The organism is Novosphingobium sp. PASSN1 (genome assembly GCF_002278815.1).
Genome location: NZ_NKIS01000003.1, coordinates 113,073 through 138,542 on the forward strand (window position 1 = coordinate 113,073; position 25,470 = coordinate 138,542).

General features: G+C 65.4%; 25 protein-coding genes. 15 read left to right on the forward strand and 10 right to left on the reverse strand.

The features are described 5' to 3' along the window. Positions 1–31 precede the first annotated feature (31 nt). Together CFE35_RS06300 and recA are read right to left on the reverse strand one after the other, a co-directional pair. The gene (locus CFE35_RS06300) at positions 32–658 is read right to left on the reverse strand and encodes a glutathione S-transferase (protein ID WP_292929127.1); all 627 of its coding nucleotides are present in this window, start codon (positions 656–658) and stop codon (positions 32–34) included. 249 nt (positions 659–907) lie between these two features. Next, positions 908–1,978, reverse strand: coding sequence for a recombinase RecA (recA, locus tag CFE35_RS06305; RefSeq protein WP_292929129.1), 1,071 nt, complete (start codon positions 1,976–1,978; stop codon positions 908–910). A gap of 344 nt (positions 1,979–2,322) precedes the next feature. Here recA and CFE35_RS06310 point away from each other — a divergent pair, with 344 nt between their 5' ends. Then, positions 2,323–3,318 (forward strand): MBL fold metallo-hydrolase, encoded by a 996-nt coding sequence (locus CFE35_RS06310; RefSeq protein WP_292929131.1) that lies wholly within the window; start codon positions 2,323–2,325, stop codon positions 3,316–3,318. A 19-nt stretch (positions 3,319–3,337) separates the two neighbouring features. Here the strand turns inward: CFE35_RS06310 and CFE35_RS06315 are convergent, their stop codons facing one another. Genes CFE35_RS06315 through smpB form a run of 3 tightly spaced genes read right to left on the reverse strand, consistent with a single transcriptional unit; the run spans position 3,338 to position 6,853 of the window. Next, positions 3,338–5,818 carry an ATP-binding protein gene (locus CFE35_RS06315; RefSeq protein WP_292929133.1) on the reverse strand — a complete coding sequence of 827 codons (2,481 nt, stop codon included), beginning with the start codon at positions 5,816–5,818 and terminating at the stop codon, positions 3,338–3,340. Next, a complete protein-coding gene (locus CFE35_RS06320; protein WP_292929135.1) occupies positions 5,815–6,378 on the reverse strand; it encodes a DUF2062 domain-containing protein in 564 nt (187 codons plus the stop codon). Before CFE35_RS06320 ends, CFE35_RS06315 begins: the two co-directional genes overlap by 4 nt. Beyond that, positions 6,371–6,853, reverse strand: a complete 483-nt coding sequence (smpB, locus tag CFE35_RS06325; protein ID WP_292929137.1) for an SsrA-binding protein SmpB — start codon at positions 6,851–6,853, stop codon at positions 6,371–6,373. The genes CFE35_RS06320 and smpB overlap by 8 nt, the downstream gene beginning before the upstream one ends. Before the next feature lie 117 nt (positions 6,854–6,970). On the opposite strand from smpB, the gene CFE35_RS06330 reads away from it, so the two are divergent. Together CFE35_RS06330 and CFE35_RS06335 are read left to right on the forward strand one after the other, a co-directional pair. After that, the gene (locus CFE35_RS06330; protein ID WP_292929139.1) at positions 6,971–7,753 is read left to right on the forward strand and encodes a 3-hydroxybutyrate dehydrogenase; all 783 of its coding nucleotides are present in this window, start codon (positions 6,971–6,973) and stop codon (positions 7,751–7,753) included. 106 nt (positions 7,754–7,859) lie between these two features. Beyond that, complete coding sequence (locus tag CFE35_RS06335; protein ID WP_292929141.1) at positions 7,860–9,191, forward strand: aldehyde dehydrogenase family protein; 1,332 nt, start codon at positions 7,860–7,862, stop codon at positions 9,189–9,191. Positions 9,192–9,211: 20 nt separating this feature from the next. On the opposite strand, the gene dapA is transcribed toward CFE35_RS06335, so the two are convergent. Continuing rightward, positions 9,212–10,093, reverse strand: coding sequence for a 4-hydroxy-tetrahydrodipicolinate synthase (gene dapA, locus CFE35_RS06340; protein WP_292929143.1), 882 nt, complete (start codon positions 10,091–10,093; stop codon positions 9,212–9,214). A gap of 133 nt (positions 10,094–10,226) precedes the next feature. Between dapA and CFE35_RS06345 the strand changes: the two genes are divergently transcribed. Next, positions 10,227–12,221 (forward strand): lytic transglycosylase domain-containing protein, encoded by a 1,995-nt coding sequence (locus CFE35_RS06345; RefSeq protein ID WP_292929145.1) that lies wholly within the window; start codon positions 10,227–10,229, stop codon positions 12,219–12,221. 5 nt (positions 12,222–12,226) lie between these two features. Here the strand turns inward: CFE35_RS06345 and CFE35_RS06350 are convergent, their stop codons facing one another. Further along, positions 12,227–12,430, reverse strand: a complete 204-nt coding sequence (locus CFE35_RS06350; protein WP_292929147.1) for a hypothetical protein — start codon at positions 12,428–12,430, stop codon at positions 12,227–12,229. Between the two features lie 97 nt (positions 12,431–12,527). On the opposite strand from CFE35_RS06350, the gene CFE35_RS06355 reads away from it, so the two are divergent. Continuing rightward, positions 12,528–13,013: a GreA/GreB family elongation factor gene (locus CFE35_RS06355; RefSeq protein ID WP_292929149.1), complete on the forward strand. Its 486-nt coding sequence runs from the start codon at positions 12,528–12,530 to the stop codon at positions 13,011–13,013. A 261-nt stretch (positions 13,014–13,274) separates the two neighbouring features. On the opposite strand, the gene CFE35_RS06360 is transcribed toward CFE35_RS06355, so the two are convergent. Beyond that, positions 13,275–13,760 (reverse strand): TspO/MBR family protein, encoded by a 486-nt coding sequence (locus tag CFE35_RS06360; protein ID WP_292929151.1) that lies wholly within the window; start codon positions 13,758–13,760, stop codon positions 13,275–13,277. Between the two features lie 947 nt (positions 13,761–14,707). Here CFE35_RS06360 and CFE35_RS06365 point away from each other — a divergent pair. Genes CFE35_RS06365 through rlmN form a run of 6 tightly spaced genes read left to right on the forward strand, consistent with a single transcriptional unit; the run spans position 14,708 to position 18,297 of the window. After that, the gene (locus tag CFE35_RS06365; protein ID WP_292929153.1) at positions 14,708–15,403 is read left to right on the forward strand and encodes a transposase; all 696 of its coding nucleotides are present in this window, start codon (positions 14,708–14,710) and stop codon (positions 15,401–15,403) included. 59 nt (positions 15,404–15,462) lie between these two features. Next, positions 15,463–16,092, forward strand: coding sequence for a phosphoglycerate mutase family protein (locus CFE35_RS06370; RefSeq protein ID WP_292929155.1), 630 nt, complete (start codon positions 15,463–15,465; stop codon positions 16,090–16,092). Continuing rightward, positions 16,092–16,274, forward strand: coding sequence for a DUF4169 family protein (locus CFE35_RS06375; protein ID WP_292929157.1), 183 nt, complete (start codon positions 16,092–16,094; stop codon positions 16,272–16,274). Before CFE35_RS06370 ends, CFE35_RS06375 begins: the two co-directional genes overlap by 1 nt. Then, the gene (locus CFE35_RS06380; RefSeq protein WP_292929159.1) at positions 16,274–16,477 is read left to right on the forward strand and encodes a hypothetical protein; all 204 of its coding nucleotides are present in this window, start codon (positions 16,274–16,276) and stop codon (positions 16,475–16,477) included. Before CFE35_RS06375 ends, CFE35_RS06380 begins: the two co-directional genes overlap by 1 nt. Further along, complete coding sequence (locus tag CFE35_RS06385) at positions 16,474–16,974, forward strand: hypothetical protein (protein ID WP_292929161.1); 501 nt, start codon at positions 16,474–16,476, stop codon at positions 16,972–16,974. The genes CFE35_RS06380 and CFE35_RS06385 overlap by 4 nt, the downstream gene beginning before the upstream one ends. 42 nt (positions 16,975–17,016) lie before the next feature. After that, positions 17,017–18,297: a 23S rRNA (adenine(2503)-C(2))-methyltransferase RlmN gene (gene rlmN / locus CFE35_RS06390; protein ID WP_292929163.1), complete on the forward strand. Its 1,281-nt coding sequence runs from the start codon at positions 17,017–17,019 to the stop codon at positions 18,295–18,297. 143 nt (positions 18,298–18,440) lie between these two features. Here the strand turns inward: rlmN and CFE35_RS06395 are convergent, their stop codons facing one another. Beyond that, the gene (locus CFE35_RS06395; protein ID WP_292929165.1) at positions 18,441–19,589 is read right to left on the reverse strand and encodes a hypothetical protein; all 1,149 of its coding nucleotides are present in this window, start codon (positions 19,587–19,589) and stop codon (positions 18,441–18,443) included. 223 nt (positions 19,590–19,812) lie between these two features. Between CFE35_RS06395 and CFE35_RS06400 the strand changes: the two genes are divergently transcribed. From CFE35_RS06400 to CFE35_RS06415, 4 genes are all read left to right on the forward strand, one after another. Beyond that, on the forward strand, positions 19,813–20,199 hold the full coding sequence (locus CFE35_RS06400; RefSeq protein ID WP_292929167.1) for a glycine zipper 2TM domain-containing protein: 387 nt from the start codon (positions 19,813–19,815) through the stop codon (positions 20,197–20,199). A 98-nt stretch (positions 20,200–20,297) separates the two neighbouring features. Further along, positions 20,298–21,542, forward strand: a complete 1,245-nt coding sequence (locus CFE35_RS06405) for a cyclopropane-fatty-acyl-phospholipid synthase family protein (RefSeq protein WP_292929872.1) — start codon at positions 20,298–20,300, stop codon at positions 21,540–21,542. A 217-nt stretch (positions 21,543–21,759) separates the two neighbouring features. Continuing rightward, positions 21,760–22,629: a hypothetical protein gene (locus tag CFE35_RS06410; RefSeq protein WP_292929169.1), complete on the forward strand. Its 870-nt coding sequence runs from the start codon at positions 21,760–21,762 to the stop codon at positions 22,627–22,629. 98 nt (positions 22,630–22,727) lie between these two features. Continuing rightward, positions 22,728–23,957 (forward strand): argininosuccinate synthase, encoded by a 1,230-nt coding sequence (locus CFE35_RS06415; protein WP_292929171.1) that lies wholly within the window; start codon positions 22,728–22,730, stop codon positions 23,955–23,957. A 997-nt stretch (positions 23,958–24,954) separates the two neighbouring features. Here the strand turns inward: CFE35_RS06415 and CFE35_RS06420 are convergent. Next, positions 24,955–25,392, reverse strand: a complete 438-nt coding sequence (locus CFE35_RS06420) for a CHRD domain-containing protein (protein WP_292929173.1) — start codon at positions 25,390–25,392, stop codon at positions 24,955–24,957. Positions 25,393–25,470 lie beyond the last annotated feature (78 nt).

The following is a 25,470-nucleotide window of genomic DNA, read 5'->3' on the forward strand; positions in this document are numbered from 1 at the left end:
CACCCGGCAAGCGCTAATGCAGCACCGTATATCAGGTCGCGAAATAGGCACCGCCCTTGGCGCGCGCCGCCTGCCACGCGGGCCGCGCATGGATAGCCGCGACGAAAGCGGCGAGCTTTGGAAACGCTGCCCCCATACCCTGCATCACCGCGACTTCGGCCGGGAAGCTGAGCATCACGTCTGCTCCGGTCCAGTCATCGCCGATGAAATGCCCCGAGGGGCGCAGGATCTGTTCAAGATAGCCGAAATGAGCCGCAAGCTGCTCGTCGATGCGCGGCCGGAGCGGCGCGCCCGCATCGCCCAACCGCGAGACATAGAGGTTGAGAAGGATCGGGGTCATTGCCGAACCTTCGGCAAAGTGCATCAGCTCGTTGTGGCGCAGCGCATCGTCGGTCCCCGCAGCCGGGAGCCATTTGCCGCCGCCATGCTTCTCGCACAAGTACTGCACGATCGCGCCCGACTCCTCGATGATCCGGCCATCGACTTCGAGCAGCGGCGACTTGCCCAGCGGATGCACCGCCTTCAGTTCGGTCGGCGCAAGGTTGGTCTCGGCATCGCGCAGATGAATCTTCAGTTCATAAGGAACGCCCAGTTCCTCCAGCAGCCACAAGATGCGCTGCGAACGGCTGTTGTTGAGGTGGTGCAGAACGATCGCCATGAGACTTCCTTCCCGTTGATCCGCTTGGCTCCGAAGCTAGGCACTTTGAAGCAGGTGGGGAAGCTCTGCAAACCACAATCGAGGGGATCAAAGCGAGCCTAGCCCGAAAACCTTACCCCTGCTGCGTTACCGCCGGGCAGCGTCCAAAACCCCAAAAAGGAACCGGCGCGCTGCTTCCGGGCAGCGCGCCGACCTTTGGACTGGCGGCGTAGGGCGGGGAACAGGGAATTGCCCCCACCGCCTGAAAGCTCAGATGTCGTCGTCCGCGTCCGGACCGACCATCAGGCCTTCGGCGACCTTGTCGGTCTGGCCGCGGATCGCGGCTTCCAACTTGTCGCAAAGTTCACGGTGCTCACGCAGGTACGTCTTGGCGTTCTCGCGGCCCTGCCCGATCCGGATCGAATCGTAGCTGAACCATGCGCCGGACTTCTCGACCAGGCCCGCCTTGACGCCGAGATCGAGGATTTCGCCGATCTTCGAAATGCCCTCGCCGTACATGATGTCGAACTCGACCTGCTTGAACGGCGGCGCCACCTTGTTCTTGACGACCTTCACGCGGGTCGCGTTGCCGACGATATCGTCGCGGTCCTTGATCTGGCCGGTGCGGCGAATGTCGAGGCGAACCGAAGCGTAGAACTTGAGCGCATTGCCGCCCGTCGTCGTCTCCGGGTTGCCGTACATCACGCCGATCTTCATGCGCAGCTGGTTGATGAAGATCACCATGCAGCGCGAACGGCTGATCGAACCGGTCAGCTTGCGAAGGCTCTGCGACATGAGGCGCGCCTGCAGGCCGACATGGCTGTCACCCATCTCACCCTCGATTTCCGCACGAGGAACGAGCGCTGCCACCGAATCGACCACCAGCACGTCGATCGCGTTCGAACGCACCAGCGTATCGACGATCTCCAGCGCCTGTTCGCCCGTATCGGGCTGCGAAACGATCAGTTCGTCGATGTTGACGCCCAGCTTCTTGGCATAGACCGGATCGAGCGCATGTTCGGCATCGACGAAAGCCGCCGTGCCGCCGCCCTTCTGCGCCTCGGCGATCACGTGGAGCGCGAGCGTCGTCTTGCCCGAGCTTTCCGGCCCATAGACCTCGATCACGCGGCCGCGCGGCAGGCCGCCGACACCCAGCGCGATATCGAGCCCGAGCGAGCCGGTGGAAATCGCCTCGACCTGCATTGTCTCCTTCGAGCCCAGCCGCATGGCCGAACCTTTGCCGAAAGCCTTGTCGATCTGTGCGAGCGCTGCATCGAGCGCTTTCTGACGATCCATGTCCTTGTCTTTGCCTTCCTGGATAAGCTTCAATTGCGCCGCCATGGCTTGCTTCCCCTTGCTAGTGATGGCCGACATGAACCGTCAACACCAGCCTTGTACCCAGTTTGTTCTTAAGGAACAAGGGGTGAACATAAATCCGTTCCCATTGAACGAAGAAGTAGATCACTGCATTGAAATACCATGATAATTCCTTCTTTCCAGCCGTTTTCAACGTTGCTCGCGCGCCATTTCCTGCACGAATGGAGCAAAAAATTTCCGGTAGGATTGGCGATTCGCTCGAGGTCGACCTCCCTTCCAGTGCCTCGCGGTTGACAGGTTCGTTATGGCGCGTAAGCTATGCTGCACTGCACAATGGCCGGATACCGGCTTGCGGAAGGGAAATCCGGATGAAGCCCATGCCAGCCGCCGTGATCGCCGCTCTCGGGTTTCTCCTCGCTGGTCCCACCCATGCGCAGTCTGCCGATCACGTCGTCCGCGCCATGCCGATCAACGCGCACCTCACCGCGTTCTATCAGGGCCGCCCGGAGGAAGCTGCGGTGGGGCCGGGTCCGCGCACGTGGCCCGATCTCGGTGCGATCTTCGTTGGCGTTGCAACCTATGCGATCCACGATGGCGATACCGCGCTTGTCTATGACAGCTTCACCGATACCGCATCTGCGCAGTGGGTGCGCGATTGGCTTGCCAAGGCGGGGGTGCGGCACTTCATTCTGGCCAACAGCCACTGGCACCTCGATCACATCGGCGGCAACGCGGTCTATGTCGACTCCCTGCGCATCGCGACCGAGGCGACTCGCCGGACGCTGGAAGACAAGCGCGCGGCCATCGAAGCGGGCACCGAAGAGGGACCGCCGGCCATCAATCCGCTCCTCACGCCCACCATCGGCCTTGCACCTGAAAGCCCGGTGACGCTGATGATCGGCAAAGTCCGCGCCATGCTCCGTCCGGTCGCGATCCATTCCGCCGACGGCCTGGTGATCGAGCTGCCGGACGACAAGCTGCTGCTGGCGGGTGACACGCTGGAGGATACCGCGACCTTCGTGGCCGAACCCCAGACAATCCCGCAGCAGTACAAGGCGCTGGGCGAAATGCGCGGCTGGGGCTTCACGAAGATTCTGCCCAATCATGGCCATCCTGCGGTGATCGCGGCAGGCGGCTATGGTCTTGGCCTGATCGATGCCACCCGCACCTATATCCGCGCGCTGGTGGAGCACGCGAAGGATGCCGATTTCCAGCAGCGGCCCCTCGCCAGCTTTGTCGGCGAAGCGCTGAAGCGCGGCGATGTCAGCTTGTGGTGGGCCTACCGCGACGCCCATGCCAACAATCTGGCGGTGGTTGCCGAAGCCTGGAAAGACCAACCGACGCCGGTGTTCAGCGCGCCCTGAACCGGTTCGGCAGGCGGGCTCAACGCGCCTTCAGCACATCTTCCACGGCGGTACAGATCTGCGCCACGCTGAACGGCTTGGCGAGGAAGTACATGTTGGGAATGTCGATCTCGCGCCGCAGCTGCTCTTCGGCATAGCCCGACATGAACAACACCGGCAGTTCGGGCCTCAGCACGCGGATTTCGCGCGCCATCGCGGGGCCATCCATGCTTGGCATCACCACGTCCGAGAGGACAAGATCGAACTCCTCACCCGCCGAGATTGCCCGGCCGAGCGCTTCCAGCCCGTCCTCGCCGTCGCTCGCGGTCGTCACCTCATAGCCCTGCCGCACCAGCGCGCGTTCAGCCACCGCGCGCACAGTGTCCTCGTCTTCCACCAGCAGCACGCGCCCGCCGCCAGACCATTGCTTGCGTTGCACGGGAAGCTTGGCCGCTATCGCTGCAGCGGCGGCATCGGCCACATCGGCAGCATCGGGCACATGGACCGGCAGGTAGATCGAAAAGCGCGTGCCCTTGCCGAGGTCGCTTTCAGCGAAGATGAACCCGCCCGATTGCTTGACGATGCCGTAGACTGTCGAAAGCCCCAGCCCGGTGCCCTTGCCCTTTTCCTTGGTCGTGAAGAACGGCTCGAAGATCTTGCCGATCTGCGCAGGCGGAATGCCCTGTCCGGTATCCTCGACGACCAGCGCGGTATAGTCGCCGATGGGCAGGATCTCGCTCTTCATGGCGCGGACATCGGCTGCGGTCACGCGCCTGGTCTTGAGCCGCAGCACGCCGCCGCCCTTGCCGGAAGGAATGCCGCCCGGTGCCCCAATGCCCGTCATCGCATCGCGCGCGTTGACCGCAAGGTTGAGCAGCACTTGCTCCAGCTGCACCGGATCGGCGCGGACGAGGCCGAGGCCCCGGTCATGCGTCACTTCCAGCAGAATCTTCTCGCCCAGCAGGCGCTTCAGCAGCGTGGAAATCTCCGCCACCACATCGGGCAATTGCAGCACTTCGGGGCGCAGCGTCTGCTGGCGCGAGAAGGCAAGCAACTGCCGCGTCAGGCTGGCGGCACGGTTCGAATTGGCCCGGATTTGCTGGATATCGTCATAATCGCTGTCGCCCGGCGTGTGGCGCATCAGCATGAGATCGCAGTAGCCGATGATCGCGGTGAGCACGTTGTTGAAATCGTGCGCCACGCCGCCCGCCAACTGGCCGACCGCCTGCATCTTGGTCGCCTGCGCGATCTCGCGCTTGAGGCGAGTTTCCTCAGACGAGTCCTTGAGGCTGAGGATCACCGCGCCCTCGCCCAGCCCACGCACGCCCGCAAGGCTCAGCGAAACCGGATCCTCGGGCGATGCGCGCAGCCGCACCGCCACATCGCCAGAGCCGCCGCCGCCTGCAAAACGCCGCACCGCATCGGCCAGCGCGCCCTTGTCCTCGCGGATCACGAGGTCTGACGGATAGGGCGGCGGGCCGCTCTCGTCATGCCCCGCCGCGCGCAGGAAGGCCTTGTTGGCAAACAGGAACCGCCCGTCGCGGTCGGTCATCGCCAGACCCAGCGGCAGGCGCGCCAGCAGCGCCTCGATCTGCGGAATGCCGGTGCGGCTATCGCCCACACCGCCCTGATTATCGATCAGCAGGAACAGGGATGCCGTCTGCGCCGGGTCTGCGGCAGCCGAACCGTCGAGAACCGCATCGGGATCGGCGATCGGCACATGAAGCATCCGCACCGATGAGCCGCGATGGCCCTCGCGCGCATAGAAGATGCGCTCCTGCTCGTCCGCGCTGAAGAAGCCGACGAAATCGCTGCCCGCAACGTCCGTATCGGCATCGCCCGCCGCGCGCGCCGCAAACAGCGCGTTGGCGGCATGGATCCGCCCGTCCGGCGCGACAGCGGCCAATTGGATGCCTTCGCGCCCCAGCGCCTTGCCCAGCTTGCCGCGCACGTGGCCGATGACTTCGTCCAGCGGATCGTGGCGCACCACAGGGGCAAACCGCCAGATCAGGAAATCCTGCCCGCGCCCCGCCCGGTCGATTTCAAGCCGCCATTCGCGCCCGCCAGCCGCAATCGGCTCGAACGCGGCGTGCCCATCGCGCCACGCAGCGCGCGCCGCCGTCTCCAGCGCCTCGTTGTCTGTGCCTTCCAGCCCGAGCCGAGGCGGCGCCGCGCCGATGCCGAAGCATTCGGCAAAGCGGGCATTGGCGCAAGTCAGCCGCCCAGCGCGGTCGATGATCGCGGTGGCCTCATCGCCCCGCTCGATGGCGGCGTGGGTAACAGACCAGTCCGGCGGCGCGAATTCGGCCGCTGCGGCAGGCTCGCGCTGGCGCAAGCCAAAGCCCAGCGCCAAGGCCAGGCAGCCCACGCCCATCGCATAGGCCAGCGCGGCGATGGGCTGGCCAGTGGCGAGCCACAGCACCAGCGCGCTCGCCGCCACGCCCAGCGCGACAAGCCCGCGTTCGCGCCAGCGCGGCGCGTCGGCCTCGGCCTGACCAGCGATCAGCGTGCTGACACTCATGCCTCGCGCGGCGCTCCATCGGCGGCGGATCGGCCTAGCCGCACCCGGCGGCGGCGCGCGGTCCAGAAGCGCCACAGGACGATGGCGGAAAAATAGCCGATCACCGCCGAAACGAACGAAATCACGAAAAGCCCCAGCACCAGCGCGGGCGCAGCGGACGACAGCAGCCACGCCGCCCAGTCGCCAAAGCCCGCGCCCTTGTCGATCAGCGCCTGAAACGTGGTGAGATCGGCATCGAGGCCAAGGAAGCTGCCCACCCAGAGCGCGGCGAGCAGGATCATCGGCGTGGTCACCGGGTTCGAGAGGAACGTGGCCCCCGCCGCCAGCGGCACATTCGCGCGAAACGGCACGCACATCAGCGCCGCGCCGACGATCTGGACGCCAGGAATCAGCGCGAAGATGCCCACGAACAGGCCCACTGCCACCCCGCGCGGCACCGAGCGGCGGGTATAACGCCACAGTTCGGGGCGGGCGGCCAGCGGGCGGACAAAGCGGTTCTGCACCAGCGCCTCACGCGTCGGCACCATGCGCCGGGCCACCGCTTGCATCCGCTCAGCCATTTTCGCGCATGATCCGCGCCTTGTCGCGCTGCCAATCGCGGTCCTTGATCGTGGCGCGCTTGTCGGCGTTGTTCTTGCCCTTCGCCAGCGCAAGCTCGACTTTCGCGCGGCCCCGGCCGTTGAAATAGACCGAAAGCGGCACCAGCGTCATGCCCTTGCGCTCCACCGCGCCGGTGAAGCGGGCTATCTCGCGCTCTTTCAGCAGCAGCTTGCGCGGGCGCTTGGGCTCATGGTTATAGCGGTTGCCGTGGCTGAATTCGGGCACGTTGGAATTGACGAGCCAGACCTGGCCGTCCTTCACTTCGGCATAGCTTTCGGCGATGGAGCCTTCGCCAAAGCGCAGCGATTTCACTTCGGTGCCCGTCAGCGCGATGCCCGCCTCGTACACATCCTCGATGAAATACTCGAAGCGCGCGCGGCGGTTTTCGGCGACGATCTTCTTCTTGTCGAAGGCGGGCGGTGTGGGGCGTACCATGGTCAACGCCATGTAGGCCGAGCCCGCCCGAATGAAAAGGGAGCGTGCGATCATCAGACCTTGCCAAGCGCTCGCTGCGGTGCACAAAGAACGCCAAACCACACAACCGGAGCCACCATGGACCTCTCAGGCAAGATCGCCCTCGTCACCGGTGCCGCCAGCGGCATCGGCCTCGCCATCGCGCAGCGCTATGCCAGAGCGGGCGCGAAAGTCGCCATCGCCGATCTGAAGATGGACGCCGCCGAGGCCGCCGCCGCCGCGATCAACGCCGAGCGCCCCGGCGCTGCAATGGCCATCGCGATGGACGTGACCGACGAGGATCAGGTGAACGCGGGCGTCGCCGCCGTGGTCGCGGCATGGGGCACGGTCGATGTGCTCGTCTCCAACGCGGGCATCCAGATCGTCAATCCCATCGAGCAGTTCGCCTTTGCCGACTGGAAGACAATGCTCGCCATCCACCTCGACGGCGCGTTCCTCACCACCAAGGCGGTGATCCCGCACATGTACGCGCAGGGCTCGGGCGCGATCCTCTACATGGGCTCGGTCCACTCCACCCTCGCCAGCCCCCTCAAGAGCGCCTACGTCACCGCCAAGCACGGCCTGATGGGCCTCGCGCGCACCGTCGCCAAGGAAGGCGGCCCCAAGGGCGTGCGCACCAACGTGATCTGCCCCGGCTTCGTGCGCACCCCGCTGGTGGACAAGCAGATCCCCGAGCAGGCGCAGGAACTCGGCATCAGCGAGGAAGACGTCGTCAAGAAGGTCATGCTCGGCCAGACGGTCGACGGCGAATTCACCACGGTGGACGACGTGGCCGAACTGGCGCTGTTCTTCGCAGGCTTCCCGACGAATGCGCTGACGGGGCAGTCGCTGATCGCCAGCCATGGGTGGTCGATGGGGTAACGTTGCACAGGATGATCCGTTAGGCCACCTTACATTGACGGGCAGGCGCGGTTACACCATCTCGCATGGCACACCCGCCCACCCTCAATCGCAGGCCTGACCGACCATGACCAACCCGACCGCAGCCGATCTCCTCCGCATCTTCGAACTCCAGCAGGCGAACCAGTGGAACGTGAAGGCCTCCAGCGCCGAGGTGCGCAAGGCCAAGCTCGCTGGCCTCAAGGCTGCGGTCGAGGCCCATGCCGATGCCATCGTCGCCGCCGTGCTCGAAGATACGCGCAAGCCCGAGGGCGAGATCCGCGTTACCGAGGTGATGAACGTCACCGCCAATATCCAGCGCAATATCGACAATCTCGATGCGTGGATGGCCCCCACCGAGGTCACCCCCTCGCTCAATCCGGCAGACCGCGCGCAGATCCGCTATGAAGCGCGCGGGGTCTGCCTGATCCTGGGGCCGTGGAACTTCCCGCTGGGCCTCGCGCTCGGGCCGCTCGCCGCTGCCGTTGCGGCGGGCAACTGCGCCGTGGTCAAGCTCACCGACCTCTGCCCCGCCACCGCCAAGGTCGCCGCCAAGATCATCACCGAAGCCTTCGACGAAAACGAAGTCGCGCTGGTCGAAGGCGATGTCAGCGTCGCCACCGCGCTGCTGGAGTTGCCGTTCAACCACATCTTCTTCACCGGCAGCACCCGCGTCGGCAAGATCGTGATGGCCGCCGCGGCGAAGCACCTCGCCAGCGTCACGCTCGAACTCGGCGGCAAATCGCCCGTGATCCTCGATTCCGGCGCAGATATCGACAAGGCTGCGGCCCAGCTTGCCGGGGCCAAGCAGTTCAACGGCGGGCAGGCCTGCATTTCGCCAGACTATGTCTTCGTCCGCGAAGAACAGCAGGCCCGGCTGGTCGAGGGCTTCAAGACCAATGTCGCCAAGAACCTCTATGACGAAACTGGAGCGATCAAGAAGGAAAGCATCGCCCAGATCGTCAATCAGGCGAACTTCAACCGCGTGAAGGCGCTGTTCGATGATGCCGTGGCGCAAGGCGCGACCGTCGCCGTCGGCGGCACGATGGACGAGAGCGATCTCACCATCCACCCCACCTTGCTCACCGGCGTCACCCCGCAGATGAAGATCCTGCAGGAGGAAATCTTCGCGCCTGTGTTGCCGGTGATGAACTATGAGAGCATCGATCAGGCGATCGACTACATCGCGGCACGCGACAAGCCGCTGGCGCTGTATATCTACTCGGACGACGAGGCGGCCATCGAGAAGGTGATCAGCCGCACCTCATCGGGCGGCATGACCATCAACGGCGTGTTCTCGCACTATCTCGAAAACCACCTGCCCTTCGGCGGCGTGAATGCCAGCGGATCGGGCAGCTATCACGGCTATTTCGGCTTCAAGGCCTTCAGCCACGAACGCGCAATCTACCGGCACATGTGACCGCCAGCGGCATGCGGGGCCTAAACCAGCCCCGCATGCGCCAGCGCCGCATCGACAGCCGCCCGCGCCGCATCGCTGCAGGGCACCAGCGGCAAGCGCAGTTCCTCGGTCAGCCAGGGGTGCACGCGGCTCAGCGCATACTTGACCGGGCCGGGCGAAGCGTCCTCGAACATCGCGTAGTGCAGCGGATAGAGCAGGTCGTTGATCTCGCGCGCCTTCTCGAAATCACCCGCCGCGCAGGCCGCCTGAAAATCGGCGCACAGGCGCGGGGCGACATTCGCCGTCACCGAAATGCAGCCCACCGCGCCCGCCGCATTGGCCGGGAGCGCGAGTTCGTCATCGCCTGAAAGCTGGCAGAAATGCTTGCCGATGCCCATGCGGTGGTCGGTCACGCGCGAAAGGTCGCCGCTCGCGTCCTTGATGCCCACGATCTTGTCCGGATAGCGGCGCGCCAGTTCGCACACCGTCTCGGGCAGAATGTCGGTCACCGTGCGGCCCGGCACGTTGTAGAGAATGATAGGCAGTTCGTTGTTCTCGGCCAGATAGCCGAAATGCGCGAGCAGCCCCGCCTGGCTCGGCCGGTTGTAGTAGGGCGCAACACACAGCGCCGCCGCCGCGCCGCTCTTGCGCGAGAAGGTCATGTGCATGTGCGCGTTCATCGTGTCGTTGCTGCCGCAGCCCGCGATGATCGGCACGCGCCCCGCCGCCTGCTCCACGCAGACTTCGATCACGCGGTGGTGTTCGGCGTTCGAAAGCGTGGAGGATTCGCCCGTCGTGCCGCAGGGAACCAGCGCCGAAGAGCCATTCTCGATCTGCCAGTCGACCAGTTGCCGAAAAGCTTTTTCATCAAACACCCCGCCGCGAAAAGGTGTCACCAAAGCCGGAATGGAGCCGGAAAACATGGACTTTGCCCTTCGATCTGCGCCACAAGGCGTTGCAATGGCGTGCTGCTCCCTGCCGGAGCGCTGCCGGAACGCCTGATAGAAAGACGAAAGCCGGAATGTCCAGCGTGGAGATGCCGGCATGGAGATGAATGTGAAGTTGCGAAAGCTCCTGCTGGCCACTGCATTGCTGCCCGTACTGGCCGCTTCGGCTGCCTGCCACGCCAGCGATGCTGATCCCGGCGGGGCGGCGTGGGATGCTGCGCGCGCGCGCCTTGTCGCGCAAGGTCAGGGCCCGATGGCGCAGGCGATCAGCCGCTGGCAGATGCTCACCGGCTCGGACCGCTTTGCCTTCAGCGATTATGCCAGCTTCATCATGAGCTACCGAGGCTTCCCCGAAGAAGCCAAGCTGCGCCGCTTCGCCGAAGCCGCGCTCGATCGCCAATCCGCCGAAGCGAGCGCCGTTGTCTCTTATTTCGACCGTGTGCCCCCGCTCACCAACCCGGCCCGCGCGCAATATGCTCTCGCGCTCAAGGCACTGGGCCGCCCCGAAGCCGATGCGCAGGCCCGCGCGGCATGGCGCGGCGGACCAATGAGCGAGGCGGCGGAAACCGCGATTCTCAGCCTGTGGGGCAGCACGTTCACGCCCGACGATCAGGACGAGCGGATGGAAGCCCTGCTTTGGGCCGGCAATCCCTCACCCGCCGCGCGCCAGACTGCGCGCCTCACTTCGGCACGGCGCGGCCTGTTTGCCGCGCGGCAGGCTACCTTGATTGGCCTCGATCCATATGCCGCAGCCGAAGGCACGAGCGGCGATGCGCTGAATTCCGATCCCGGCTTCGTCTGGTCGCGCGCGCGCCAGCTGCGCCGTCAGGGCCAAGGCGCTGCGGCGCAGGCGCTGATCGCCAGCCGCCCGCTGCTTGCCCGCCCGCCGCTGAGCCGCGAGAAGTGGGTGGACGAACTCCTCACCAACGCGCGTTCTGCCGCGGCCATGGGCGATGCCCGCACCGCATGGCGCATCGCCGCCGGGATAGATGATGCCTTCGCGCGGGGCGAGGATATCAGCCAGCTCCCCTATGATCTGCGCGATGATTACACCTCGCTGATGTGGCTGGGCGGCCAGCAGGCGCTGCGCCAGCTGGGCAATGGCCGCGATGCCGCGCCGCTGTTCTGGCGCTATGGCGCCGCCGCGCGCACACCGGGCACGCGGTCAAAGGGCTTCTACTGGGCCGGTCTCGCCGCCGCGCAGGCCGGGCAAAGCGCCGAAGCGCAGCGCTATTTCGAGATGTCCGCCGCTTATGCCGACCAGTTCTACGGCCTGCTCGCGCTCGAAAGGCTCGGCCGCCCGGTGCCCCGCTTTGCGCCTGCCGCCGATGTCCAGCCCACGGCAGACGAACGCGCCCGGTTCAACGCCTCGCCCCTCACGCAAGCCGTGCGCGAAGCCGCGCGCGATGCGGACTGGCGCACCACCGTGCGCTTCTTCCGCGAGATCAGCGAGCAGCAGCAGACCGAGGGCCAGCACGTCCTCGTCGCGCAATTGGCGCGCGAGCTGGGCCGCCGCGATCTCGGCGTGATCGTCGGGCAAGCCGCCGCCGCGCGCGGCTTCCTCGATTTCCAGCACATCGCCTTCCCGGTGATCCCCGTGCCGCAGGGCTATGAACACGCGTGGACGATGATCCACGCCATCGCCCGGCAGGAAAGCCAGTTCGCGCAGAACGCCGTCAGCCACGCGGGTGCGCGCGGCCTGATGCAGCTGATGCCCGCCACCGCCAACGAGCAGGCGGGCAAGCTTGGCCTTGCCTATTCAACCAGCGCGCTGATCGACGATGCCGGGTTCAACCTCCAGCTCGGCGGGTCGTACTTCCAGCGCCTGCTGGACTACTACAACGGCAGCTACCCGCTGGCCGTCGCGGCCTACAACGCGGGCGCGGGCAATGTGAACAAGTGGCTGCGCGCCAACGGCGACCCCAGAACCGGCAGCGTCGGCTGGATTGATTGGCTGGAGCGCATCCCGCTATCCGAAACGCGCAACTATGTGCAGCGCGTGATGGAAAACGCCGTGGTCTACGAAGCGATGTACCCGGACAAGGCCAGCTACACCGCCGCCAATCCGCTCAGCCACTTCCTCGGCAAGCCCACGCCGGGTTGAAGTGGTCAATCCGGCAGCATGTCCTGCAGGCGGGCCAGCAGCTTCTGAATGTTGAGCGCGGCCAGCTTGAACGTCTCGATATCATCCTTGTTGCCCCCGGCGCGAGCTTCCTCGGCGGCTTCGGCATAGCCTTCGAGATCGGCCTCCAGCGCATCCACCAGGATCTCGAGTTCGTCTTCGGTCAGCGTCAGCGCGATGGTCTTGGCCATGGTATCCTCGTTGGAACAGCAATCCGCCCTGCCCTAGTCGCCCCCCCGCGCCGGGGCAACCTTCCATGCCGCGCCATCCCCGGCTAGAGCCTCAGCCATGCAACCCGATGGCAACCCGATCACCCCCGGCGGCATGGCCGCCCTGCGCGCGCGCTATGATCATCTGCTGGGCACCGAACGCCCCGCCATCGTGGAGATCGTCAGCTGGGCGGCGGGCAACGGCGACCGCAGCGAAAACGGCGATTACCTCTATGGCCGCAAGCGGATGCGCGAGATTGACCGCGAGCTGAACTTTCTGGCCAAGCGCATGAAGGCCGCCCGCGTGATCGATCCCGCCCGCCAGCCGGACCAGACCCGCGTCCTGTTTGGCGCCGTGGTGGAGATCGCCGACGAGGACGACAACCGCATGGTTCTCACCCTCGTGGGCGACGACGAGCAGGACGCCACCGCCCGCCGCATCGGCTGGAGCGCCCCCATCGCCCGCGCCCTGCGCGGCGCACGGGTGGGAGACTTGCGCAAGGTGCACCTGCCCGGTGGCGAGAAGGAATGGGAAGTGCTGACGATCAGCTTTCCCGCGCCTTGAAGCACCACGATATCTGATAGAAACGTCTGCCCGGACTTGATCCGGGCCTTGGCTTTCTTTTTCAAGCGCCGCGCCAGGAGAGAAGCCAAACCCCGTGTCAAGCACGGGGTGACGGCTGAATGATCAACCGCAAGTCATCACCATCCAAGCTCCTCCCCATTTTGGCGAAGCCCAAATGGGCCGCCTACCTCGTCAGGTCCTCCCCATTTTCACGAAGTGCAAATGGGGAGGTGGCCCGCCAAAGGCGGGTCGGAGGGGCAACTAGGCAAACGGCGCGTTCAGCCGCACGATCGCCCAATTGAGCCACGCCGCAAAGCTCACCCACGCCAGATAGGGCAGGATCAGCTTGGCCGCGAAGGGCGAGATCGGCCACAGCCCCACCACCAGCGCGACAAGCGAGGCCCACAGAAACACGACCTCGATCAAGGCCCAGTCCGGCCGCCGCAGCTTGAAGAACAGCGGGCTCCACAAGAGGTGGCAAAGTGCATTGACGCCAAACAGGATCACCACACTGGTCCGCGCCGCATCCGCGTCGGCTGCATTTGTCGCCGCATCCCACGCTGCCGCCGCAGACCACGCCGCAAGGCCAAGGATCACCGTCCACGCCGGGCCGAACAGCCAGTTCGGCGGCTGGAGCCGGGGCTTGCGCAGGTTGGCATACCACGTCCCGATCGGGGTCATCAGCCCGCCGACAAGTCCGAGCAGAACGGCGCCGCCAGCAGCAACGAGTACAGGTGTGGAGATCACGGGAACTGGCCAATCTTTGGGGAGAGCGGCTCCCTCCATGGCAGGTTTACCCCGCGCGGGACAGGACTTTCCCGGCCCGGACGACGCGGCAGCGCGGGTGGCATGGGTTGCGGCATGGGCAGAGCGGCTCGGCAAGGGGGCGGGACTTGCGGAGCAATGCAGAATTCTGCGATGTAGGAAAGCTTGAAGGCTATCGCGGATGGGGAGCGGTTGAATGGTGGATGATGGGGAATTTGGGGGTTATTGCACCTGTCACCGTAACCTCGCAAAAAAATGAGGTCGCCATTAATTCCAGTCTGGGGATCGGGGGGCGGGCGATATGTTCTTGCTGTCCTCTTTTTATTCACAATTTCATCATGCGGGTATGCGGATGAATCAAAAAAGACACCTGATCTTCGGGTGCAATCCAAGAATTCCCTTGAATTCTTAGCTCAGTGTGTAGCTCAAGATTGGGATTCTGCCTTTCCTCGTATGTTCCCGGTAGAGGCGTCTGAGGGTAAAAAATCATTCCGTACGTATGATGGCATTCAAATCGCGATTAAAGATTCAGGTTCCATGAGAGTTATTGAGGCGCGGACAGAGAAACCATTGAATGGCGAGATGATTCGTTATCTGCGCAAATGCGGTAGCGACGTTTGGTGGGAAGGTCGCAAAGGCGAGCAACCTGGAGAGCGAACAGCAAGATAGAGGGACAGCACCTAAGTGCTGTTAAGTTGTTGTCTGGACATCGAAATTTGACACGACAAGTGGCACTGCCAGGGATACAGGCGGTGCCGGGAGTCTCCCGTGTGGGGAGCACGGTCGATCGGCCGCCTCAACCTGCTTCGCGCCCCTTCGGGGCCGGCCCTGATCCCGCCGACCTAGCATCGCAAATCCCATAATCGCGAGTTACGGTGACACGTGCAATAACCCCTTTACTCGCGCCCTGCGATCCCTAGCGTAAGGACATGGCTCGCCTACCTCGCCTTGTCCTGCCCGGCATCCCGCACCACGTCACCCAGCGCGGCAATCGGCGCGAGCGAACGTTCTTCGAGGACGGCGACTACGAACTCTACCTTGATCTCCTGGCGGAGGCCGCCATGCGCGCGCAGGTCGGGATATGGTCGTACTGCCTGATGCCAAACCACGTTCACATCATCGCGGTGCCATCAGACGAGGATGGTCTGGGGCGCACGTTCCGGCATGTCCACCGCCACTATACCGGCTACATCAATGCACGCCTGCGCGTAACGGGGCACTTGTGGCAGGGACGCTTCAATTCGGTCGCCATGGATGAACCGCACTTCGTGACGGCGCTGCGCTATGTGGCGCTTAACCCGGTCCGCGCGCGGCTTGTGGCACGGCCGCAGGATTGGCGCTGGTCCAGCACGGGGGCGCATCTCGCGCGCCGCGATGACGGCGTTGTCAAAGTTGCGCCAGCGCTCGAAAGAGTCGGCGACTTCGCTGCATTCCTGAGCGAAGATTTTGACGAGGCATTGAGCTACGCCGCGCTGCGCAAAGCGGAAAGCGTGGGCAGGCCAGTCGGTTCAGCGGCGTGGCTGGCCGACATGGAGCAGCGCACTGGCAAGACCTTGGCGCCGCGCAAGCGTGGGCCGCAGCCCGGTGCTGGCCGTGCGCTGAGCGATAGCAGCCTCAATAGCTGATCCACACACCACACCCCACCCCCTCGCCATCCGCCACCCCACCCGCTATCACGCGCATCATGCCCAGCCCCCGCTTCTTCATCATGCGCCACGGCGAGACGGTGTATAACGCCGCGCGCCGCCTTCAGGCGAACCACATCCACACCCCGCTCACTGCGCTTGGCACCGAGCAGGCGCTCGCGATGGGGGCGGCGCTGCGCGCTGCGCTTGGCCCCTCGCCCGCCGCCACGCTGCACGTTTCGGAAACCGGCCGCGCCTTGCAGACGGCCGCGCTCATCGCGCACGAACTCGGGCTCGATTGGTTTGCGGCAAAGCGCACCCATCATCTGAGGGAGATCGACATGGGCGCGTGGTGCGGGCGGCTCTATGATGATGTGGAAGCCGAAGTCGGCCCCATCGTCATCGCCGATCACCTGCTGCGCCCCGCCCCCGAAGGCGAGGACTACCCGATGATCGCCGCCCGCCTTGCCCGCTGGCTGGCGGAAGTGGGCGATGCGCCGGGCGATCACATCGTCGTCATGCACGGCATTTCCAGCCGCGTGCTGCGCGGCATGATGGCCGGCTATCCGGTCCACCCCGATCTGGGCGCGCCGATTGCCCCCTCGCTGGTGCAAGGCTCGATCGCGCTGGTGCAGGATGGCCGCGAGGACGTGCTGTTTGGCGCAGAGCGGGGCAGCGAGCACGCCTGATGGGCGAAGTCGTCAACTTGCGCCTCGCCCGCAAGGCCGCCGCGCGGGCCGCGAAGGAGGCGGAGGCCGCGACCAATCGCGCCGCCCACGGCCGCACCCGCGCCGAACGGACCGCCACCAAGGCCGAAGCGGCGCGCGCGGAACGCCTGCTCGATGGCGCAAAGCTGGAAGGCCGCGACTGATGCGCTCGACGCACGATAGCGCCACCGTGCGCCTCTATCACCTGAGCGACGGGCCGGACGGCGGCGGGGCGGAAACGCTGCTCTATGGCACGCTGGCCGAAGCCCTCGCGCTTGCCGCGCAGCAAAGCGCGGATGTGCAGGAGGGCCTGTTCATCGCGACCGACAACGATGTCGTCCACTATCTCGATCTGGTGGACCCATGAAGCGGGCGTTTTTCGCCGCTGCGCTGCTGATCCCCGTCCTGCTCGCTGCCGCACCGGCTGCGGCGCGTGACAGCCTGGGCATCTGGAACACCTGGGGCGCGTTTTCGGATGCCGGGGTGCCGCGCTGCTATGCCATCGCCATGGCCGACGCCCCGCCGGGCCGGCAAAACGAGCTGCAGCCCTATTTCACCGTGGGCACATGGCCCCGGCGCGGCGCGCGCGGGGAAATCCACGTGCGCCTTTCGCGCAAGATCGGCCCCGGCAGCACCGTCACGCTCTCCATCGGCGGGCAGCGCTATGCGCTGGCGGCGGGCGCGGCGGATGCCTGGGCGGCGGATCGGCGGATGGATGCCGCCGTCGTCGCGGCGATGCGCTCGGCCAGCAGCATGAGCGTCAGCGCCCGCAGCGCCGCGGGCCGGGTCTTCATCGATACTTATCCGCTGGCCGGTGCGGCCTCTGCCATGGATGCCGCCATGCTGGGCTGCGCGCAGAACTGAAGCCGATTTGCGCCGAAACGCGCTTGCGCCTATAGGCGCGCCATGGAAATCCAGCCTGAAATCACGACCCAGATCACCCCGATGCCGATCCCGGGGCATATCGATCCCGTGCCCGTGCCGCGTGAGGTGACCCCGCGCGCCGATGGCCGGGTCGATCTCATCGGGCTTGGCCGCCCCCAGATTGCCGCGCTGTTCCTCGAAGCCGGGCTCGATGCCAAGGCCGCCAAGCTGCGCGCCAAGCAGGTGTTTCACTGGCTCTATCACCGCGGCGTGACCGATTTCGAGGCGATGACCGATATCGCCAAGACCATGCGCCCCTGGCTGGCGGCGCGCTTCGTGATCGGCCGCCCGGATGTGGTGGAGGCGCAAGTATCGAGCGATGGCACGCGCAAGTGGCTGCTGCGCACGGCGGACAACCACGATTTCGAGATGGTGTTCATTCCTGACGCCACGCGCGGCACGCTGTGCGTTTCGAGCCAAGTGGGCTGCACGCTCAATTGCCGCTTCTGCCACACCGGCACAATGCGGCTGGTGCGCAATCTCACGCCGGGCGAGATCGTGGGGCAGGTCATGCTGGCGCGCGATGTGCTGGGGGAATGGCCGCGCGGGTCGATGGCCGGTCTGGACTTCGACGATACCGAGGACGACGAGTCGTCTGATTACACCCCCGATGGCCGCCTGCTCACCAATATCGTGATGATGGGCATGGGCGAGCCGCTCTATAACTTCGAGCATGTGCGCGATGCGCTGAAGGTGGTGATGGACGGCGATGGCCTCGCCCTATCGAAACGCCGGATCACGCTTTCGACCAGCGGCGTGGTGCCGATGATGGCCCGCGCGGGCGCGGAAATCGGCGTGAACCTGGCGGTTTCGCTCCACGCGGTGACGAAGGACGTGCGCGACGAGATCGTGCCGATCAACCGCAAGTTCGGGATCGAGGAACTGCTGCAGGCCTGCGCCGATTATCCCGGCGCCTCCAACGCGCGGCGCATCACCTTCGAATATGTGATGCTCAAGGACAAGAACGACCGCGACAGCGATGCGCACGAACTTGTCCGCCTGATCAAGCATTATGGGCTGCCGGCCAAGGTGAACCTCATTCCGTTCAATCCCTGGCCGGGCGCGCCCTATGAATGCTCCACGCCCGAACAGATCAAGCGCTTCGCCAAGATCGTGTTCGATGCGGGCATTTCCGCGCCGGTGCGCACCCCGCGCGGCCGCGATATCGATGCTGCCTGTGGGCAGCTCAAGACCGCAGCCGAACGCAAGAGCCGCGCCGAGGTCGACCGGCTGCTGGAAGAAAAGCAGGCCGCGCTCGGCTGATTTGTTCCGCTGACGCGGAAAAAGCGGTACCGGCCCGCTCCCCCGCCCGGCCACCCACAACGTACAATTCCGTTGGGTGGCCGGGCGGGGGAGCGGGCCGGTACCGCACCTGTTTCAGCAAGGCTGAAACAGATATCGCATCATCAGCTCGCGGAGAAGCCGCTCGAAAGACGGAACACCGTCTGCAAGGTTGCGCCGTTGACATAGCGCACGCGGTAGAGGGTGGCGGTGCCGACAGTGCCGCACATGCGCACCGCGATGTTCGCCGCGCCGCCTGCGGTCACCGCCTGGCTCATGATCGGCTGATACGTCGCGCCGGTATCCAGCGACTGATCGATGAACAGCGTGCCCGCCTGGTCCGCATAAGCCGTGGCGGCGAAGAACTCGTATTGCGCCGCGCTGTTGGCGCGGCCCGTGCCGGTGAACGTGGCCGATGCGGCCAGCGCGGCAGTGCTGTCGGTGAAGCCGGTGCCGGGGTTGATCGTACCGCTGACCGTGGCCGTGCCCGTCACCGCAACGCTGCCGATGCCAGAACTGCCCGCCGCCAGCGAAACGCCGCTCGCGGGCGCAACCTGCTGCTTCTGGTTGAGCACGACGGACACCGTCCCGCTGGTATAAGTCGAAACGCGCGCGCGGATGAAGGCGGCGGACGAAACGTAGGTATAGACGCCAACAGCCGTCGAAGTCGTCACCGGGGCTGCGTTGGCGGCCGCTGCCGAGATCACCGGAAGCGTGACCCAGTTGGTGCCGTCGTTCGATTGCTCATAGGTGATGGTGCAGGTCGTGCCCGCGCTGGTTACATGGAAGGCGCCGCCCATGTAGGCGTTGTTGCTGACGGAGACGACAGGGACCGCGGAGGTGACACTGCCGGAAACGGTCGCCCCCTCGCTGCACGAACGGTAGATCGCTGAAAGCCAGCCGGTCAGGCCCGTGCCGCCGGTTGGCATCGTGGTGCCGGTGATCGCGGCGGCACCGGGCTCGAGGTTGGCAAGATCGGAGGCCACGCCGACCGAAAGGCTCGCTGCGGCCGCCTTGAGCCCCAGCGTGGCGGGCAACTGGCCGGAGATCGCCGTGAGCGAAGTATTGGTTGCAGTCTGGTTTGCCGCCGTGGCCGCGCCAGTCGGCAACGGCAGGCTGGCTGCGCTGACCGGCTGCGTACTGACACCGCCGGAAATGCTGACCGGAAGCGGCGCGGCGGCACTCACCATCTGGGCGGTGCCATCCACATTGGTGAAGGCAACGGCATTGGCCGGGGTGAACAGGGCGGGAAACGTAACGGGCGGATTGGGCATGAACATTCTCCAGAACCATGGGGCCAGAAACATGAGAGGCGGGCGCAAAACTAACCTATTTGGTTTTTGTAGGAAAGGTGTTTGATCCAGACCTGCATCTCGTCGCGGGCAGACCTCGCCTCACCGCCTTTGTCGCTTCGTTCAGCCACGGTTGGGCATCATGCCCGCAGGTTGAGGCAGCACGATCCGTCACACCCGATGCAAGACTGAAAGGAAGTCCCGCATGAACAGGTTCATCATCGCCGCGGCGGTCACCGCCGCACTTGGCGCAGCCGCCACGCTTGGCGCCGCCCCCGCGCTCGCCGATCCGCCCTCCTGGGCCCCCGCCCACGGCCGCCGAGCGCATGACGGCGAATACGACCGCTATGGCCGCTATGCCGAACCCCGCCCGATCAGCAGCCGCGAACGCGTGTGGCGCGGGCGCGACGGACGCTACTATTGCAAGCGCAACAACGGCACGACCGGCCTTGTCATCGGCGCGGTTGGCGGTGCGCTGATTGGCCGCACGATCGACACGCGCGGCGATCGCACCGTGGGCACCCTGCTGGGCGCAGCGGGCGGCGCGCTGCTGGGCCGCGAGATCGAGCGCAGCGGTTCGCGCTGCCGCTGATGGATAATCTTGTGCCCCGCGCGGCTTGCCCGCGCGGGGCAGCCGCGCCATAGGCCGTTTACCACGTCAACCGGTCAACAAGGTCGCGCCCGATGTCCATGATTTTGCTCGATGCTGCACTGCGCCGTCTGGTCAAGAACGGCACCCTCACCCTGACGGAAGCATCCGGCCGCCAGCGGGTCTATGGCACGGCCACACCGGGCTGGCCCGATCTTGGCCTCAAGCTGCACGACGCCCGCGTTCCCGGTGCCATTGCCCGCAATCCCACGCTGGGCATGGCCGAATGCTTCATGGATGGCCGCCTCACGATCGAACATGGCGACATCATGGATTTCGTCGGCTTCATCCGCCGCAACAACCCTTGGGAAAAGGGCGGCGATCTCGACAATCTCAACGCGTTCGACAAGCTGCGCGTGGCGGTCATGGCCCGGCTCGATCAGCGCAACCAGCGCCTGTCCTCAAAGCGCAATGTCGCGCACCACTATGATCTCGACGACCGGCTCTACGATCTGTTCCTCGATCCCTCGCGCCAGTATTCCTGCGCCTATTGGGACGAAGGCGTCACCACGCTCGAAGAAGCGCAGCTCGCCAAGATGGAGCACATCGCCGCCAAGCTCGATCTCAAGCCCGGAATGCGTGTGCTCGATATCGGCTGCGGCTGGGGCGGCCTTGCGCTGCACCTCCACAAGATTTCCGGGGCCTCGATTCACGGCATTTCGCTGAGCGTCGAACAGATCGGCTATGCCAAGGCCTGGGCGGAGCGCGAAGGCGTGGCCGACAAGGTCACCTTCAGCCTCACCGACTACCGCGATCAGGTTGGCCCGTTCGACCGCATCGTCTCGGTCGGCATGTTCGAACACGTCGGCGTGCCGAACTACGAGACCTTCTTCCGCAAGTGCCACGATCTGCTCGCGCCCGATGGCGTGATGCTGCTCCACACCATCGGCCGCTCCGGCCCGCCCAACATCACCGACGATTTCACGCGCAAGTACATCTTCCCCGGCGGCTACATCCCCTCGCTCAGCGAAACCCTGCGCGGGATCGAACCGTGCAAGCTCATGCTCACCGATTGCGAGATCCTGCGCCGCCACTATGCGCTCACCTTGCGCGAATGGTACAAGCGCTGCGCCGAGCAGGAAGAGACGATCACCCGCATCTATGACGGGCGCTTCTTCCGCATGTGGCAGTTCTATCTGGCGGGCGCGGCCACCGGGTTCGAACATGGCGATCTGGTCAATTTCCAGCTCCAGATCGTCCGCACCAAGGATGCCTTGCCGCTGACGCGCAACTACATCCACGAGACCGAACTGGCCTACCGCGAGAAGCGGCGCAGCCCAGCCTGAACGGACCACCTGCCCGGGCAATCAACACGGGCTGGCTTAGTAATTACGCTGATCTTCGTCCCACTTCGGGACCACTGGGTGCATTGCAGCACGTTTCCCCTCACCCCCTGTCGCAACTTGAGACAGCCGGGCGCGGTCCGCCGCGTCCGCCCTGTTGCAATCGGCAGGGCGTGCGGACACGAACGGCGAGTCCGTTACGCTACGAAAGCCCAGTCCGATGCGCCGCTCGCTTGCTCATGCCTCTCGGTCCGCCATTCTCGCTGCGACCACGCCCGTCCGGCCCGTAACCATCGCCGCTGGCATCGACTACCAGCTCGGCCCGAATGTCACCGATCTTCTTGTCACCGGCGGTGAGGGCATCGCGCGCCGCAGCGTGATCACCGGCAATGCCCTGTCCAACACCATCACCGGCAGCCTCGCGGACGAAATAATCCTGGGGCGAGGCGGCAACGACACGCTGGTCGGCGGCGGCGGCCGGGACCGCCTCTATGGCGGCCAGGGCAATGATACCATGGTCGGCGGTGACCGGGCGGACCGGCTGTTCGGCGGCGATGGCAACGATGTCCTCGTCGGCGGGGGCGGCAACGATCTGCTGAGCGGCGGCAGCGGCAACGATGTGCTGGCGGGCGGCGCTGGCCGCAACACGCTGATCGGCGGCGCGGGCGATGACGTGTTCTCCTCCAGCGGCCCCGCGCGCGTTAAGGGCGGCACTGGCAGCGACCACTTCCAGAACGGCACCGCCGGCGGCTGGCGCTTCATCTACACCTCGGCAGCGGATTCGACCCCGGACGCGCGTGACGTCTTCGACAACTTCCGCGCCTATGATGCCGCGCACCCGCGCGCGCACGACGTGATCGATCTCTCCGCCATGGACGCTGATACCACGCAGGCCGGCATGCAGCATTTCTCGCTCGTCGGCGGCTCGTCCGGCAAGGCGGGCGAGCTTTGGTACATTCGCGGCGCCATCGGCGGCGATGCGGATTACTACGAGTTCAGCTGGATCATGGGGGACGTCGATGGCGACGGCAAAGCCGATCTGGAGATCCGCCTCCCCACCATCATCAGCGAGGAAAACCTGATCCTCTGATCGGCCAGCCTCATGGAGCCAGCAGAGCGGTTGCACCGGGGCGTCTGCCCTGCTAGCCGCCGCGCCATTCTCACCCTTTCCACGGGAAGCTGGCTGCCATGTCCGATACCAAGCGCTCCGATATCAAGCGCGTCGTCCTCGCCTACTCCGGCGGTCTCGATACCAGCGTCATCCTGAAGTGGCTGCAGGTGACTTACGGCTGCGAGGTCGTCACCTTCACCGCCGATCTCGGTCAGGGCGAAGAGCTCGCCCCTGCCCGCGCCAAGGCCGAGCTGATGGGCGTGAAGGCGGAGCACATCTACATCGACGACTTGCGCGAGGAATTCGTGCGCGATTTCGTCTTCCCGATGATGCGCGCCAATGCCCGCTATGAAGGCGATTACCTGCTCGGCACCTCGATCGCGCGCCCGCTGATTTCCAAGCGCCTGATCGAAATCGCGCGCGAAACCGGCGCGGATGCCGTCGCCCACGGCGCCACCGGCAAGGGCAACGATCAGGTCCGCTTCGAACTTTCCGCCTATGCGCTTGAGCCGGGTATCAAGGTCATCGCCCCCTGGCGCGAGTGGGACCTGACCTCCCGCACCGCGCTGATCGCCTGGGCCGAAGAACACCAGATCCCGGTGCCGAAGGACAAGCGCGGCGAAAGCCCGTTCTCGACCGACGCGAACCTCCTCCACACCTCGTCCGAAGGCAAAGTGCTGGAAGATCCGTGGGAAGAGACCCCGGACTACGTCTACAGCCGCACGGTGAACCCGGAAGACGCGCCGGACACGCCCGAATACATCACCATCGATTTCGCGAAGGGCGACGGCGTTGCCCTGAATGGTGAGGCGATGTCGCCCGCCACGCTGCTCGCCGCGCTCAATGGTCTGGGCCGCAAGCACGGCATTGGCCGCCTCGATCTCGTCGAGAACCGCTTCGTCGGCATGAAGAGCAGGGGCATGTACGAGACGCCGGGCGGCGAAATCTATGCCCGCGCGCATCGCGGCATCGAAAGCATCACGCTGGACCGGGGCGCGGCGCACCTCAAGGACGAGCTGATGCCCAAGTATGCCGAGCTTATCTACAACGGCTTCTGGTTCAGCCCGGAGCGCGAGATGCTGCAGGCCGCCATCGATCACAGCCAGTCGCGGGTGAACGGCACCGTCCGGCTCAAGCTCTACAAGGGCAATGCCTCGGTCGTCGGCCGCAAATCGCCCGACAGCCTCTACTCCGAACGCCACGTGACGTTCGAGGACGACGCCGGGGCCTACGACCAGAAGGACGCGGCGGGCTTCATCAAGCTCAATGCGCTCCGGTTGCGCCTGCTGGCGCAGAGGGACCGATAAACGCCTGCGCCTGCTGGCGCAGAGGGACCGCTAACCCCCTTTCCCAACCCTCTCACCGTTCGGGGAGAGGATACGCAGGCTTGGCAGCTTGCTGCGTAGCCGAAGTTGGCGAGGGGTTTCTGCGCCCCCAGGCTCAGCCCAAACCGAAAATCAAAGCCGATTCCGCGGCTTGCGAAGTTGTCCACCAGTCCTTGGGCTGCCTGTGGATAACTTCGCATTTTTGCGCTTGTGCGACTCAGGAACGAAGCGCAGCCTCTGTCTTGTTGAGAGGGAAACGAAGCCACGGAAAAGCGTCGCAACGCACTGATCTGAAAGCGGAAATTTCCCGATCGGGCCGGACTGGAAGGTCTGCATTGAAACCACTTTAGGCGGGCTGAGGCTCGTTCTGGAAGCGGCGGATCGCAAGCTGGAAAGATCGGTTCCGGATGCCGGAATGGCGTCCCGAAGCAAGGCGGATGCGGCAAGGCCGATGGTCGCAAGATCGGGGGCAAGCGCCAGCAGAAGCGGAGCGAGGGGCAGCACGCCAGAACGCGCGGAAGGGCCCTTTTCTCCCCGATGGTGGGCCGTCCGAAGGCGAAGCCGAAAGGCTGGACCGGAGGGAGCGGTGCCGGAGGGGCCGGAAAAGGCAACACGCCAGCAGCAGCCCGAAACGCGGCAACGCGCGGCAGGCGGCGACGGCCTCAGCGAATGCCGGGTCCATGCGGCCCGGAACTGCGCCGGAACTGCGGACACCGCAGAACTGATAGCTGACGAGGAAGGAAGCACCTGCCCAGCAGGAAGGACCGGACGGATCAGCGAACCGGAGGACTTTGCCCGACAGGATGGGTCCAAAGGACAAAGGACGGCGGAAGGACGCGCATTCGCGCAGACGCAGGAAAGCCAGAGTGCCAGCAGCGGCGACAGTGGGGGCCGGCAGCAATGCCGACCCCCATTTGGTTTTGGGGTCATCAATGCACGAGACCAGCACGCTAATGCGCGCCGTCCCGAACGATCGGCCTCACCCCTTGACCAGTTGCCCGCGCACCGCGCCGCCGGGGAAATCCGCGGTATGGATGTTCACATAGAACCCCGCCGGATTGGCGATGATGGACTTCAGCTTGTCGGGTTCGACCGCGATGCACATGTCGCTGCCCTTGCCCGTAACGTCGATGCTGATGAGGGGGCCGCCGTTGCTGCCAGCCGCGCCGGTGTGGACGTGAGCCATGGTGGGGGCGGCAGTCTTTTCGGCATAGAGCGTGTAGCAGAAATCGCCGGATTCGGTGTTCACCTCGGCGCGGAAGGCGCCGTTGCCTTCGGGCGCGCCGCCGCCGACTTCGTTGGCGCCTGAAAGGTTTGCGGTCAGCACCACTGTTTCGGCGAAGGCCGCGGCGGGGGTGAGCGCCAGCGCTGCCGTGCATCCGGCAATCAGCAGCGCGCGTGCAGGAACCTTGGTCATCGCATTGTCTCCTGTTGTCGCAGCCTGTCCGGCACCTTGCGCGCGCCTGTGCTCAGACTCGCCAGCCGGCTGTGCTGC

Bases quoted from the DNA above. Each gene is read 5' to 3' on its own strand.
- CFE35_RS06330 (WP_292929139.1), top strand. From the start codon at position 6,971: ATGGACCTCTCAGGCAAGATCGCCCTCGTCACCGGTGCCGCCAGCGGC.
- dapA (WP_292929143.1), bottom strand. From the start codon at position 10,093: ATGTTTTCCGGCTCCATTCCGGCTTTGGTGACACCTTTTCGCGGCGGG.
- smpB (WP_292929137.1), bottom strand. From the start codon at position 6,853: ATGGTACGCCCCACACCGCCCGCCTTCGACAAGAAGAAGATCGTCGCC.
- CFE35_RS06315 (WP_292929133.1), bottom strand. From the start codon at position 5,818: ATGAGTGTCAGCACGCTGATCGCTGGTCAGGCCGAGGCCGACGCGCCG.
- CFE35_RS06415 (WP_292929171.1), top strand. From the start codon at position 22,728: ATGTCCGATACCAAGCGCTCCGATATCAAGCGCGTCGTCCTCGCCTAC.
- CFE35_RS06365 (WP_292929153.1), top strand. From the start codon at position 14,708: ATGGCTCGCCTACCTCGCCTTGTCCTGCCCGGCATCCCGCACCACGTC.
- CFE35_RS06370 (WP_292929155.1), top strand. From the start codon at position 15,463: ATGCCCAGCCCCCGCTTCTTCATCATGCGCCACGGCGAGACGGTGTAT.
- CFE35_RS06405 (WP_292929872.1), top strand. From the start codon at position 20,298: ATGATTTTGCTCGATGCTGCACTGCGCCGTCTGGTCAAGAACGGCACC.
- recA (WP_292929129.1), bottom strand. From the start codon at position 1,978: ATGGCGGCGCAATTGAAGCTTATCCAGGAAGGCAAAGACAAGGACATG.
- CFE35_RS06350 (WP_292929147.1), bottom strand. From the start codon at position 12,430: ATGGCCAAGACCATCGCGCTGACGCTGACCGAAGACGAACTCGAGATC.
- CFE35_RS06335 (WP_292929141.1), top strand. From the start codon at position 7,860: ATGACCAACCCGACCGCAGCCGATCTCCTCCGCATCTTCGAACTCCAG.
- CFE35_RS06395 (WP_292929165.1), bottom strand. From the start codon at position 19,589: ATGCCCAATCCGCCCGTTACGTTTCCCGCCCTGTTCACCCCGGCCAAT.
- CFE35_RS06355 (WP_292929149.1), top strand. From the start codon at position 12,528: ATGCAACCCGATGGCAACCCGATCACCCCCGGCGGCATGGCCGCCCTG.
- CFE35_RS06410 (WP_292929169.1), top strand. From the start codon at position 21,760: ATGCGCCGCTCGCTTGCTCATGCCTCTCGGTCCGCCATTCTCGCTGCG.
- CFE35_RS06420 (WP_292929173.1), bottom strand. From the start codon at position 25,392: ATGACCAAGGTTCCTGCACGCGCGCTGCTGATTGCCGGATGCACGGCA.
- CFE35_RS06385 (WP_292929161.1), top strand. From the start codon at position 16,474: ATGAAGCGGGCGTTTTTCGCCGCTGCGCTGCTGATCCCCGTCCTGCTC.
- CFE35_RS06375 (WP_292929157.1), top strand. From the start codon at position 16,092: ATGGGCGAAGTCGTCAACTTGCGCCTCGCCCGCAAGGCCGCCGCGCGG.
- CFE35_RS06400 (WP_292929167.1), top strand. From the start codon at position 19,813: ATGAACAGGTTCATCATCGCCGCGGCGGTCACCGCCGCACTTGGCGCA.
- CFE35_RS06320 (WP_292929135.1), bottom strand. From the start codon at position 6,378: ATGGCTGAGCGGATGCAAGCGGTGGCCCGGCGCATGGTGCCGACGCGT.
- CFE35_RS06300 (WP_292929127.1), bottom strand. From the start codon at position 658: ATGGCGATCGTTCTGCACCACCTCAACAACAGCCGTTCGCAGCGCATC.
- CFE35_RS06310 (WP_292929131.1), top strand. From the start codon at position 2,323: ATGAAGCCCATGCCAGCCGCCGTGATCGCCGCTCTCGGGTTTCTCCTC.
- CFE35_RS06380 (WP_292929159.1), top strand. From the start codon at position 16,274: ATGCGCTCGACGCACGATAGCGCCACCGTGCGCCTCTATCACCTGAGC.
- rlmN (WP_292929163.1), top strand. From the start codon at position 17,017: ATGGAAATCCAGCCTGAAATCACGACCCAGATCACCCCGATGCCGATC.